Origin of the sequence: Aeromonas sp. 604176, assembly GCF_049170755.1 — a bacterium.
GTDB lineage: Bacteria > Pseudomonadota > Gammaproteobacteria > Enterobacterales > Aeromonadaceae > Aeromonas > Aeromonas veronii_A.
Genome location: NZ_JAAKNE010000128.1, coordinates 1 through 12,234, shown reverse-complemented (window position 1 = coordinate 12,234; position 12,234 = coordinate 1). Strand labels below are relative to the sequence as shown.

9 protein-coding genes are annotated in these 12,234 nt (G+C 47.2%); 3 read left to right on the top strand and 6 right to left on the bottom strand.

The genetic code is table 11. The annotated features are described in order from the left end of the window. Positions 1-92: 92 nt before the first annotated feature. The 5 genes from G5358_RS18080 to ecpA form a co-directional block, all read right to left on the bottom strand. The gene (locus tag G5358_RS18080; RefSeq protein WP_421324639.1) at positions 93-758 is read right to left on the bottom strand and encodes a fimbria/pilus periplasmic chaperone; all 666 of its coding nucleotides are present in this window, start codon (positions 756-758) and stop codon (positions 93-95) included. Positions 759-878: 120 nt separating this feature from the next. Further along, positions 879-2,501, bottom strand: coding sequence for a hypothetical protein (locus tag G5358_RS18075; protein WP_421324638.1), 1,623 nt, complete (start codon positions 2,499-2,501; stop codon positions 879-881). Between the two features lie 44 nt (positions 2,502-2,545). Further along, positions 2,546-4,996: a CS1-pili formation C-terminal domain-containing protein gene (locus G5358_RS18070; RefSeq protein WP_421324637.1), complete on the bottom strand. Its 2,451-nt coding sequence runs from the start codon at positions 4,994-4,996 to the stop codon at positions 2,546-2,548. Positions 4,997-5,030: 34 nt separating this feature from the next. Further along, positions 5,031-5,675, bottom strand: a complete 645-nt coding sequence (locus tag G5358_RS18065) for a hypothetical protein (RefSeq protein WP_421324636.1) — start codon at positions 5,673-5,675, stop codon at positions 5,031-5,033. A 79-nt stretch (positions 5,676-5,754) separates the two neighbouring features. After that, positions 5,755-6,339: a common pilus major fimbrillin subunit EcpA gene (ecpA, locus tag G5358_RS18060; protein WP_421324641.1), complete on the bottom strand. Its 585-nt coding sequence runs from the start codon at positions 6,337-6,339 to the stop codon at positions 5,755-5,757. Positions 6,340-6,779: 440 nt separating this feature from the next. On the opposite strand from ecpA, the gene G5358_RS18055 reads away from it, so the two are divergent. Together G5358_RS18055 and G5358_RS18050 are read left to right on the top strand one after the other, a co-directional pair. After that, on the top strand, positions 6,780-7,403 hold the full coding sequence (locus tag G5358_RS18055; protein WP_421324635.1) for a response regulator: 624 nt from the start codon (positions 6,780-6,782) through the stop codon (positions 7,401-7,403). 11 nt (positions 7,404-7,414) lie between these two features. Next, entirely contained in the window at positions 7,415-11,038 is a 3,624-nt protein-coding gene (locus tag G5358_RS18050) for a response regulator (RefSeq protein WP_421313196.1), read from the top strand. A 20-nt stretch (positions 11,039-11,058) separates the two neighbouring features. On the opposite strand, the gene G5358_RS18045 is transcribed toward G5358_RS18050, so the two are convergent. Continuing rightward, positions 11,059-11,469 carry a hypothetical protein gene (locus G5358_RS18045; RefSeq protein WP_201931639.1) on the bottom strand — a complete coding sequence of 137 codons (411 nt, stop codon included), beginning with the start codon at positions 11,467-11,469 and terminating at the stop codon, positions 11,059-11,061. Positions 11,470-11,602: 133 nt separating this feature from the next. Here G5358_RS18045 and G5358_RS18040 point away from each other — a divergent pair. Then, a partial coding sequence (locus G5358_RS18040; protein ID WP_421324640.1) for a LytS/YhcK type 5TM receptor domain-containing protein occupies positions 11,603-12,234 on the top strand: 632 nt, incomplete at its 3' end.

Genomic DNA, 12,234 nt, shown 5'->3' with positions numbered 1-12,234 from the left:
GTTACCAACATTCGTTACCAACATTCGTTACCAACATTCGTTACCAACATTCGTTACCAACATTCGTTACCAACATTAGTTACCAACATTCGTTACCAACATTCGTTACCAATCGGAATGAACTTGTCATCATAGACAATGAATTTCTGATTGCTATCTTCCTTAATTTTTTTATTATGATAGGTTTCTCCTGGCAGGAGAAATTTACTATCCGCCACACTATCTGATTGGTGGCATCCTTCTTTTACCATAAATTCAAAATAGGTATTTCCTGTATTTGTGATGAGCCCTTTCACAAGGTCTGCCTGATAATCCATCTTTACTTTTCGTGGCCTCACCACTAGCACTGATTGCAAGGCGATATTGATATCCAATGCGGCTGCAGAGGAGGAATTTCTGAGCTGTGTATCTTTTTGTGCTGCGGGAGATTCGGTAAATGTGACGCGATAATAACGTTCCTTATTATCATTGGGGCCTTTGTAATATAGCTTTACGTTCTCGGTTCCTCGTGGCGCAAGTAAAAAACGTTTTGGTGCAAATAGTAACTCTCCTGACTTCATGGGAAGTTCTATACCGTTGGCCTTGGGATTACTGATCCGCACCGCACTTACCAGATATGCCTTGGGTTTATCACTCATATTCGTTACAGTTCGGGTCAGCATGGTTAGGCCTGGCGCCATGTTGGCAGTCATGGGGCCAATATCGAATGCAAAGGCTAAAACAGGGAAAATATAAATAAAGAGTAGAAATTTTCTCATGTTACTTAATCCTCGAATGATAATGTTAAAATGCGGGGAATATTATTATTTGTATCTCAATCAAGTAAGGCGCACCAATTATAGTTGCGCCATTGTTAATTGCATCATATAAGACACTGGTTAGTTCCAGATTGCGCGTAACTCTATTTTTCCTGTTTGAGCTGCGATTCCCTCCCAAGGTTCCCCTGCTGTGGTCTCAAATACCATAGGGTGACGCAAGTCAAAATCGAGAGCCACATCATAATAGCGTGTCACGCCATCGCCTTCTTGTCCTTGCCAATACTCTGGTGGTCGGGAGTCTTTAATCTGGAAGCTTCGGAGATCTATTGGTGTTGCATCGCATCTGATGGGCTGTAGATAATTATCACCCAAGCTTTCACTGTTAAATACCAAGCGAGTTGGAACGGGAATCGCAGAGTTGCCTTGATAGAGGGTACAAAATCCTTTAAATACAGTGCCGGTATCCTGGGTTACTCGCATCTCCAGTCTAGAGGCTGAGACGGGTCCACTCTCTGCCAGCTTGTAAGGAAAAACCAGTCTATCATAGCCCACTTTACCTTCAGCGTATGAGCCACTCTCCGGGGTAATAAACACGGAATAGTATCGGCTCTTGACATCAAATTGTACCGATGGCGAAAACTCATAATATCCGCTAGCAGTCATTTCGGAATGGAAAATAGAGAAACGTAATACTTGCTGGTCGCTACCAAGTAGGCCAGTGTCATTCAGCGCTTTAAAATATTTTTTTGAAAGAAATATATAGATGCTTTTTCTACCTTGCAGAGTATCCAGAGGCTGTGTTACTTCCTTTCCCGTCCAAGTGACTTTATCTGCGCTGATCTTGATGTCCTCAACCGCCACTTTGGCATTCAAGGCTGCATTATTAATCCGAATAGCGTAATTGAATGGACTTTTGGACGGCCAGCCTTGAGTCTCAAAATTATAGCTGCTGATTTCACACACCAGACCATTGACGCCAGCGACAGTGGCTTGTTCGCAACCCGTAGAGCCAGGCAACAGAGTCGGGGTACCATTGCTATCAACAAAGATATTATTTTTTTGTTTTATAGGCATCAAAGTTAGCGTTCCTGCTTTCTTATAGTTCAGGGTATTGGTCTCCTGATAGTCGCATGGAAGTGTTGGCAATACCACATTAGCTGATTTATGAGCGCAGAACTGCTGTGTGATACTGACCTGGTTGCCGGTGGGCACATTGTGCAATTTTTCAAGGTATGCCGTGCTCACTGCACCCGCAATAAAACCATATGGTTGGCTCATGAAGCCATAGTTCCTGAAGCCGGGAAAAGACCGAACACCCCAGTGGGCGGTTTGGGGATAAAGTGCGCCTTGAATATAATATAGAGGAAACTTGCCAGTTTTATCACAGCCATAGCTGGCGGTAGTTAAGATATGGCACGAAATTCCAAGATACGGTGCGGGTACGAAAGGGTTGGGCTCCCAAAGAGTCCAGAATGGATAACTCGAAGACATACATGGACTGGGTGAGCTATAATTACGTTTGCAGGCAATACGAGCGTAAGCCAACAGCTCTTGATTGGGATGTGTGATATGCGAAGTGCCGGCGATTGTCCCTATATCATCATTATAAGCGAGCGGGCCAATATAGATGTTGGAGTCAATATGATTCTTGATTGACAAGTAGCTGCTATTCGTAATCTCGGCCGCTACCGAGATGCTGTAGAGCAGTGCAAGTATAGAGAAAACAGATTTAATCCAGTTCATGATGATCTCAATGTGTTGTTATCGCACGCGTAATAAGCGTATTGTCAATTTCTGGCATAGCTTGTCAGGCCATGACATATGATGTCACCGACCCAAGCCGCGCCACTTTCATTGCGAATATCGAGTTCTGCTTCGCAGTAGTCGCTGCCATGTTTGAACATCAGCATGGGGTTGGCTTTATCGACATCAAGGCTAAACTCGCCGGCCTCGTTGGTCAGGGTGGTGCCGATATGGTTGTCAATGCGGGCGTTGGTCAACAGAGTGCCATCCTCTGCCCGGATCACGCCGAATACGGTCACCATCTCACGGATCGACTGGCTGACATCCAGCGTGGCGACGTTACCCGGGAACAGGGTATAACTTTGTTTGCCGCTATTGATTTCATAACTGTCGACACTGTTTTTACTGTTCATTAATTCCACCTCATATTTCTGGTAAGGTGACAGCGCGATCAAGGTTTTATTCCCTTGCAAGGAATAGTCAATCCCGTTGACCTTGGCCTGCAAGCGGGAATCAGCCCCTGTGTCCGTCTTGATAAGGAGCCCCGCACTGTGATCGCCTTGTCCAGTCAGGGTTAGCCCCTCTTGGGTAGTACCCAAAGCGCCACGAGCGGTGAGGTTGCCATTTATATCGCCCTGGCTGTTACGTGTCAGACTCATGGCCCCCGTCACCAGCTGATGGTCATAGCCCAGCGAGCCGGAGAGGGCGGGAGAACTGTTGCTGTCACCATTCAATGTCCGTTGAGCATTGAGGTTGACCTGATTAATGACGCCATCGAGGTAGGTGTGATAGCCCAGGTTAGCGGTGGTTTGTCCCTGTTCGTTACTGCTCATTCCCAAGCTAAACATGTTGCCGAGGGGTAATGTGTAGTCGAGCATGATGCTCTTGTTATCAAAGTGGCCAAAATTGACCCCGTCGCTCTGTAAGCTGCCTCTCAGCGATAAGGTGCCTAATGTACCTGAGTACAGGTTTTGGCTGTAATCGATGTAGCTGCGTTTGCTGTTCCTCAGCCGGTCGAAGTTTGCGCTTGTTGAGAGTTGTCCCAGTGCACTGACCCATTCGCCTAGGTTAAGGCTGGTGCCTAACGATATCTGGTCGCTGTTGCTCAGGTTTAGCCGATCGCCGCTTACCAGTTTTTCCTGGCTTGCCCAAAGCGACAGGTTATCCAGCAGTTGCATGTTGATATTGCTCCCCACTCGGTATGAACCTTCGCTTGAAAGCATGGTTTGTGCGCCCAGACTCATGTTATCCATGGGTTGCCATTGCAACCCGATTTCGCCTACGGACGCTTCATTAAAGGCATAGCTGCTCCCGGAAAAAGCCACAGCGCCATAGGTGCGGGACAGCGATACTCCGAGCACAGGGGAATCGGTTTGTGTCTCCATTGATGTTTCCATCCATCCGCCCCATGCCTGCCAGCCCCAGCTGTCTGTGAACTGGTTATTACCGCCGAGTTTGGTGACCCGCTGCGTGTTGGTGCTAACCAGACGACCATCCACGTAAGCCTCCACCCGTACATCGTAGACTCCGTTAGGGTAGTTACTCGTATCCAGGGTCTGGTTACCGATGGGCAAATTGACGACCGCTAACATGCGCCCGTCGCGATAGACTCTGGCTTCGCCGTCGGCCGGCATAAAGACCTGTACTGGCGTGGTTGAATCGGCGGTATTGGATTGACGGGAAAATGCCTGGTTACCGTATGATGCACCATAGATCCGACTGGTATTAAGGGCGCTGACCAAGCCGAGGGTTTGCAGATCCCAAGTTGACACCATGCCGGCAGCAAGGCGTCGATTATCTAGGTCACGCTCATACATGGCACGATACAGTTGGCCATCTTGGCCCTCTTTACCAAGGTTATACAAGGAGCCATCGAGCAAAAGATGATTGGCGCCAAGGCCAACAGTGCTGCCAAGTTGCAGGTAGTTTGAGTCGAGATAGCCAGCATCGCCATTGCTGAATGAGTAACCAAAGTTATAGCGATTCATACTGGTAAGTTGGTGGGTGCTGGGTGCCAGGCTCTCGTCTTTCACTATCGGTTTTTCTAGGCTAAATGCTGCGCGGGATACCTCGAGGGTCATCAACATGGTTACCAGGTCGAGTTGCATGGTGGCATCTTTGTCGATCTGCAGCAGTCCTGCTTTATCAAAGGGACGGTCGTCATCGACTGCCAGCTTGGCGATCAGGTCGTCGTTGAGCAGCCCTTGGCCTTTGCCTGCCGAGAAATCCACGCTGAGGAGGTAAATCGAGTGGCCCTTTAGAACAAGAGTTGCGCTGCCGACAGGATCACGGGTGAGTGTATCTGTGCCTGCATCAGCATCCTGATAGCGCAACTGTACCGGTACCGACAGCCCATCGCGCAGTGCGCTGGCAAAGCTGGCCGGAATGATGACATTGGCAATGCGCAATGGCATCACCGGGCTGGCGACAGCAGACATGGTGCATGCACACCAGATCGTCAACAAGCCAATAGTGGGGAGTTGTTTTTTGTTCATATGAATTCAAAGTCCGAAATCACAAAATGGCGAGTTATTTGACGACTACGAACTCAGGGCCGAGCCAGAGGCCCACATGCCCCTTCTCATGGGTAATATCGACACGTTTGAAGGTGCGCTGCTTGCCGGGCAAATCGTAATAGGTCTCCCTGCACTGCTGCTTCGGGTTATCGCGGCAGACGCCATAGGCCACCACCCGATAAGAGGCATTGCCCCGATTGGTGAGCTCGCCGTGGCTCAAGACATAGTCAAAGTTGCTCTGGCGGGGGGTCACCACCAGGATGGTGCCAATCTGGGCTGAGGTGGTAGCCACCGCTTGGCGACTCTCATTGCGCTGATCATCCATGGAGAGCGCCGTATCGCGCCAGGTGATACGGTAGTAACGCTCTTTGTCATCTGCCGGTCCTTTATAAAAAAAGCGCACGTTATTTTTGGCTTTTGCCGGCAGCACCATTCTGGAGGGGGAAAGCAGCAGCTCCCCGTCCATTTCCATCGGGATTTCTACCCCTCCCTCTTCCGGCGAAGAAATGCGGGAGACGGCGATAGTGACCAACCTTGCCTGATCACTATTATTTTCAATCTCTTTCGATACTTCTTGTGTGCCAACGTCAATAAAAGTGGTGACACTTCCGACATTAATGGCATGGCTGGCAAACGGACAGGCCAGAAGCAGCAACATGAATGTTCTTGTCAGCATAAATAGACTCTTGGAAAAAAAAGGGGCCCAAAGGCCCCCTTGAATAGGAAACGGCTGGGTGTTAGGACCAGTTGGCAACGAACTCGACGTTGACCTGACCACTCCACAGACCATCAGGCAGGGTATTGAAGGGCGCCGGGGCGCCAGCAACAGTGGCTTTCTCGATATTGAAGGAGAATTGGCTCTGAGCGCTGGTGCGCTGAGCATTCTTGTTGAAGCCCTCAGCCAGCGGCGACAGGTTGCCCCCGGTGATGCCTTTGCTGGTATCGATCAGGAATGTGTAAGCGCTGGTGGTCAACGGCTGACCCATCCAGAACACACCCACATCAACTGTGGAGCCGCCAGCCAGGTGATTCAGGGTGCCGCTCAGCTTCTTGGCTTTGAGGGTGAAGGCAGTAATCGGATCTTCGGTGGTGCCTGCCTGGCCCTTGACGGTGACATCGAACAGACCATCGACAGTGTTAAAGCCCTTGAGACCTTCAGCATACTGGAAGGCCAAGCTGCCCAACGGGGTGACGACCAGGTCAGACGTTACATCTTTCTTGGCGGTTGCTTGCCAGGTGGCCACTGCGGTTGCCTCGGTTGCGGCGTTGGCGACACTCATGCCCATTGCTGCAATAACCAGAGCGATCAGAGATTTTTTCATCATCATTATTTTCCTATTTTTTCACACTATGCTGTGGGATATCCCCTGTTGTACCTTGAATACTGCGAATCTGAACCTTAGCTGAATGGTTTTCTCGAGTGCCCAAAGTTTCGACGGCAAAAGTACCGCTGGGAATGCAACTTCGCCATCGCAAGGCGTGTAGGAAAATTCTTAAGTGGGTGCGAGGTGGTGCGTCATGGCAGGTATCACATCCAACCCAAAATCTATTTGTGAAGGTGTAACATTATGTTTTTATTGGAATGGTTGCTTTTTGATATAGGAGTCAATATTTTGGGGCTACAACTTAAAGCTCAGTAAATATAAGTTTGTAGGAGCATTGACAAGAGATGGTATAGCACTCAACTATATAAAACTAGTTGCCTGAATTAGTCACTCAATTACCACACTGACTTTGATATGATTAAAATAGAGAGTATAACATGAGAAATATATTGGTTGTAGATGATCACCCAGCCATACGAATGGCGGTCTCGATAATGCTGACTCATGAAGGATACTATTTGTGTGGTGAGGTGGATAATGGAGTTGAAGCTATTCACACCTTTAAAAAACTACTACCAGATATAGTGATTCTTGATATTGGGATTCCAAAGCTAGACGGAATAGAAGTAATAAAAAGAATAAAGGCCATCAAACCAGAGTCGTCAGTGATTATTCTCTCTGCTCAAGATAACCAGCACAACATGATAAGATGTTTTCAGGCCGGAGCAGATGGCTTTGTATCTAAAATGGATGATCTTACTTTATTGAAAAAAGCGATTAAGAAGTGCATGCAAGGAGGGAGGCATTTTCCGCGCGAAATTATTCTTGATGGTAAATATTCGTTGCCAGTTGATGATAAAAATATTATCTCTGAGTTGTCAGATCGCGAAATGAGAGTTTTTTTAGAGTTGTGCAATGGTAAGACAAATAAAGACATTGCACGAGACATGTTATTAAGTGAAAAAACCATTAGCACCTATAAAACCAGAATTATGCAAAAGTTACAGGTCCGCAATATAGTTGAGCTTGTTGAGCTGGCCAAGCGACACATGGTTTTTTGAGGACATAGTAGATGCGTTGTCTTTCTCTATTTTTGATTATTTCAATTTTCTCACCAATCTGTATATCCGACCAGATAGCCGAGTTTGAAGGCTATGAACAAATGAGTATATTCTCTCGAGAATCTGTATCGACGCACTTTAATCATATGCCGTTATTGACTCATCAAGAAAAAGCTTGGTTAAAAAAAAGAGATAAATTGGTCTTGGCCGTCCCGAAACCAGATAATCCTCCAATGGATATTACTTTGCGTGCATACAATTATGAGGGGGTGACAGCAGATATAATTGGAATTATATCCAAAAGCTTGGCTGTAAACATAGTTGCGAAAACGTTTCCCTCTCGTGAGGCTGCAATAACAGCAATAAAAAATGGTGAGGCTGACTTCATTGGTTCTGCTAATAGCTATGAAGTGGGAGAAGGCCTTTCCCTTACCAAGCCATATATTGCAGATGAACCTGCGCTATATAAACGGTTTGGCGTAAAAGAAAAAAATATTAAGCGTGTGGCGATTGCGGAGTCTTATTTACCATTTTCTGAAATTATTCGTTACTTGCCCGGCATGAAAATTGATTTATATAGCTCCCGATATGCGGCGGTCGCCGCAGCTGCATACGGAAAGGCTGATGCCGTACTGATTGATATGATTTCAGGTAACTTTATAATTAACAAGCTTTACAATGATAGCATTCAGCTTGTCCGACCCATTTATGCAGATACTAGTGGCTTTTCATTTGCGGTTAATCCTGAAAATTCAACTTTAAAGGACATTCTTAATTCAGCATTGGGGTCTGTATCTGCAATGCATATAAACTCAATTATCAAACGTTGGAGTGGCGGTGGCCTATCGATACATTCAGATAAAGTGAATTTAACTACCAGAGAATGGCAATGGATAAATGATAAAGAAAGTATCACAATCGCCGTTAGTAAAGATTTGCCACCGGTGAGTTTTGTTGACAAACATGGAAACTTGCATGGCGTAGTTGCAGACCTTTTTCAAGTGTTAAGGTCCAAGCTTGGTCTTCGGATTGATATTTTGCCAATGGCAAATACCCAGGATGAAATATCAGCAATTGATTCAGGTAAGGCCGACTTGATGATTATGACTCCGACTGAAGAACGGTCAAAAAAATATATATTCAGTCGTGCTGTTGCACTAGATCCACTGGTTTATATAGTGAATAAAAATAAAAAAGAGATGGACCCGGAGACCTTACTTAAAGTAGGTAGAGTAGCGATATTAAAAGGGGCCTTTTATTCCGAGGAAGCTGCAAAACGCTATAATATGAGAAAAGGAATAGTTTTTGATAGTGTTGAGAAAGCTTTAACATGTGTAGCCAAAGAAAACTGTGATGTAACTATATTGCCTTTGAGAGTGGCTAAATTTTTTGTGAATGCTGATTTTCCAGAAAGCCTATATATAGCTGATGAGTTATTTGACTCAGCTCCCTTTGGGGCTAGTTTCGCAGGAACGCCATCACAGAAGGAATTGATAGCAATTTTTGATAAGGTTCTTGCTCTGATTCCACCGGATGAACTGGAAGGATTGGCAACGCGCTGGCGTGTTAGTGCCAAACAAGATCCGATAACTTGGCATGATGCGGTACGTGAGTTTGGGTTAATCATATCTATTGTATTCGCTATTTTTATCTTGGGTATATTTTGGAGCTTGGCCTTATGGCGTCAAATTCAGCAACGGAAACAGGTTGAAGCGGCCCTTGGCAGTCAACTTAAGTTTATAGAGGAGCTTGTAGAAAGCACACCACACCCCATTTACGCCAGAGATAAAGAGGGTAATTTAATCCTTTGCAATAACAGCTATGTTAATTTTTTTGGTATTGACAAATGGGATTTGATGTATACCCCTTTGGTTGATTTGAAGAACCGCTACCCAGCTGTAAGCATTTTAGAGCAAGTTTTTCATCAGACATTGAGTGATGGGAAACCTCGCGAAGGTGATTATCATGTGCATCTTCAAGATCGTGAAGTAGATCTTTATCACTGGTTACAGGTTTATCGTGACTTGAGTGGAGATGTAAAAGGGGTGGTCGGGGGATGGATTGATATCAGCGAGCGAACGGCTCTGGTACGTAAACTTGCTCAGGCTAGCCAGAATGCCCAGGAGGCAAGTCGTGCCAAATCGACATTTCTTGCCACCATGAGTCATGAGATTCGCACTCCTATGAATGCAATCATCGGTTTGTTAGAGCTGACTTTACGCAAAGATGCGCTGACTACTTCTGATAGAGAATCCATCGCAATTGCACATCAGTCAGCACATGATTTGCTCGCATTGATCGGCGATATTTTGGATATTTCAAAGATTGAGTCGGGTAAATTGGAGTTATTGCCGACACCAAACCGAGTGGCTGACCTGACCCGTTCTGTAGTGAATGTATTTAGTGCAAGTGCGCGTCAAAAAGAGTTGATGCTAAATCTGACGGTTCATAATGATGCTACTGTAATGATAGATCCCATTCGCTATAAACAGATCCTTTCAAATCTGCTTAGCAACGCAATTAAATTCACCCGTAAGGGCGGGGTAGAGGTGAGTCTGGAAATAAAGACAGAATCAGAAGATGATCTGTGTGAAATATTGCTCATTGTTAACGACAGTGGAATAGGTATTAGCAAATCAGATCAGGAGATGCTTTTTCAACCTTTTGCTCAAGCTCGTCAACCGGTTGATCTTCAAAAATCCGGTACTGGATTAGGACTGATGATTAGTCGAACATTGTGTCAGATGATGGGGGGAAATCTGACGATTAAAAGTGAGGTTGGGGAGGGATGCCAAGTCAAGGTTTCACTTCTTCTACCATTACTACTCGATGCCTCTTTAGAAGAGGTGGAAACTCCTATTGAAGAGATTCCTTCTGACAGCGTCTCGCAAGCACTCCGCGTCTTAATTATTGATGACCATCCAACAAATCGTTTACTGGTTAGCGAGCAGCTGACATTTCTTGGCCATGTTGTGATGGCTGCATCTTCAGCTGCCGAGGCTCTTCAGTGGTTGGGGACGCAAAACTTTGACATTATTATCACTGATTTTAATATGCCGGAAATGGATGGGCTGGAGCTCGCCACTCGTTATCGAGACTTGGAGTTTAAAGAGAAGCGTAAGCGAACAATCATCATTGGATTAACTGCTGACGCCCGCCAAAAGCAGATTCATAAGGCGATGGAGGCGGGTATGGATGACTGTTTGTTCAAGCCGGTGAGCCTGGATGAATTGCAACTATGTATTTCAACTCATCAGACGGGTTATATCGATACACCCCCAAGCGAGGTTGCGGATGCTATTAATCAACGCTTGTACCCGCTAACTGCAGGGCGAACTGATTTGATGACTTCACTTCTCGCGGAGTTTTTGAGAGCCGCTGATGATGATCTTGCGGCACTAGAAAGAGCGAGTCTGGCGGGTGACAACCAAGCCTTTCTCTCCAACATACACCGCCTTAAAGGCGGAGCCCGCATCATTGGTGCTGACGTATTGGTCGCATGTTGCGTTGCTTGGGAGCAGTCTGCCCGACTATCTATGTGTATGCCCAGTGCACTTCGGCAGATTCAACATATTTATGAACAGCTCAAAGCAGGCGTGCGTTATTGGGAAGAACATGGCATGAAGGTCAGTTAGTTTACCTTCATGCCTGTTGCTTATGGTTGCCAGTAAGCGATCAGTTCGTAGCCACTTTCTACGACTCTGTTGGTCTGATTTTTCGTGCTGTGATAGCTGATATAATAGCGTTCCGTGGCTGGCACAGATTGATAGTCATGGGATAGTGTTTTGCCGTTAAGTGTTACTCTGGGTGCATCGGGAGTGGCACCTAGAGTTCTGGCTTGCAGAGTAAGACCGGAACCCGGTTCGGTGAGCCGGGCAGCCAGTACCTGTTCTGCCGAACTTGTGGTGGAAATGGCTTGTTGCCCGGGATGCAGCAAGCTGACGGAGGATTGGCTGTCTTTGCTGGCTGTTGCTTGCCAGGTCACTGTCTGGCTCAGTGTTTGTGCCTCGACTTGGCTGGCAATCAGCAGGGTGGGGAGTGCAAGCAGCAGGAAGTTCCTTTTCATGATGTGTATCTCCTGTTTGGTGGCCCCGAATGGAGTCAATTTCTCTATCGGCCAGTATTAGAAAAAGCTTAGACCGACCTGGAGTGGCACAATGCACAGCCTTGGTGTTTTACATGCGGGAGAGGTGCGGGTGTTGCTCGAAAATCAGATGATGTTGTTGGCGGTGTTCGAACGGGCGGCGCTGATGCTGATGACCCTCTTCTTCCTGACCCGCACCCGGCCGTTCCAGCGGCTGTTCCAGAAGCGGGATCACACCCCGGCGGAGCTGGTGCTGGTAGCCTCCATCTTCGGCCTGTTTGCGGTGTTCAGTACCTACACCGGCATTCCGGTGGAGGGGGCGCTGATCAACGTGCGGATCATTGCCATCATCTCCGGCGGCATCCTGTTTGGCCCCTGGGTCGGCATTCCGGCTGGGGTCATCTCCGGCCTGCACCGCTACCTCATCGATATGGATGGTCACACTTCCATCCCTTGTCTTATCGCCAGCATTATTGCCGGTCTGCTCGCCACCTGGTTGCACCTGCGCTGTCGAAAGTCGCGGCTCTGGCTCTACGGCATTCTGGCGGGGATGCTGTGCGAAGGGCTCACCATGCTGCTGATCTGGCTGCTGACCGAGCCCCACGAAGTCGGGGTGGAGATCGTTAACCATATCGCCTATCCGATGATCGCCGGGGCGCTCTGCATCGGTCTCATCATCAAGCTGGTGCAGGATCTGGATGACGAGAAGGAGCTGATTGCCGCCAAGCAGGCCAAGCTGGCGCTCGA

Bases quoted from the DNA above. Each gene is read 5' to 3' on its own strand.
- G5358_RS18080 (WP_421324639.1), bottom strand. From the start codon at position 758: ATGAGAAAATTTCTACTCTTTATTTATATTTTCCCTGTTTTAGCCTTT.
- G5358_RS18075 (WP_421324638.1), bottom strand. From the start codon at position 2,501: ATGAACTGGATTAAATCTGTTTTCTCTATACTTGCACTGCTCTACAGC.
- G5358_RS18070 (WP_421324637.1), bottom strand. From the start codon at position 4,996: ATGAACAAAAAACAACTCCCCACTATTGGCTTGTTGACGATCTGGTGT.
- G5358_RS18065 (WP_421324636.1), bottom strand. From the start codon at position 5,675: ATGTTGCTGCTTCTGGCCTGTCCGTTTGCCAGCCATGCCATTAATGTC.
- ecpA (WP_421324641.1), bottom strand. From the start codon at position 6,339: ATGAAAAAATCTCTGATCGCTCTGGTTATTGCAGCAATGGGCATGAGT.
- G5358_RS18055 (WP_421324635.1), top strand. From the start codon at position 6,780: ATGAGAAATATATTGGTTGTAGATGATCACCCAGCCATACGAATGGCG.
- G5358_RS18050 (WP_421313196.1), top strand. From the start codon at position 7,415: ATGCGTTGTCTTTCTCTATTTTTGATTATTTCAATTTTCTCACCAATC.
- G5358_RS18045 (WP_201931639.1), bottom strand. From the start codon at position 11,469: ATGAAAAGGAACTTCCTGCTGCTTGCACTCCCCACCCTGCTGATTGCC.